Below are 561 nucleotides of genomic sequence, written 5' to 3' on the forward strand. Positions count from 1 at the left end.
TGTTCAGCACCGCCTGGATCAGCTGTTCGCGGTCACCCATCAGGTCCGGGATGCTCGGATCGTAATCACGCAGCAGTTGCAGGTCACCCTGGGTTTCGGCTTCCACCAGGCTGCAGACCCGCTCGGTGATCTCATGGATGTTGATGCGTGACAGCTGCGGCGGGCGGTAGGGGCCAAGCATGCGATCGACCAGGTTACGCAGGCGATCGGCCTCCTGGATGATCACGTCGGTGTAGTCCTGCAGCTCCGGCTGCGGCAGTTCCCGGGCCAGCAGCTGCGCCGCACCGCGGATGCCACCCAGCGGATTCTTGATCTCATGGGCCAGCCCGCGTACCAGTATCCGGGTCACTTCCTGCTTGGACAGCTGCGCCTCCTCCCGGGTGATGCGCAGCAGCCGGTCACGGGGCAGCAATTCCAGCAATACCCAGTTGCGCTCCTCTGCGCCTGACCGGCGTGACCGAATAATCGGCAATCAGCGCCTGGCCATTGCTCAGGTTCAACTGGCTTCGCGTTTGGTGAAGGGGATCCCGGTGGCCAGCGTGTTGCGCAGGGGCTGGAGGG

General features: G+C 64.2%; 1 protein-coding gene. It reads right to left on the bottom strand.

From position 1 onward, the window contains the following. Window positions 1-421 (bottom strand): two-component system sensor histidine kinase NtrB (locus tag AC2W7E_RS16235; protein WP_485989528.1); only part of this gene is annotated, 421 nt, incomplete at its 3' end. Between the last annotated feature and the right edge of the window lie 140 nt (window positions 422-561).

The organism is Microbacterium sp. CFSPD4_SD4 (assembly GCF_057364585.1).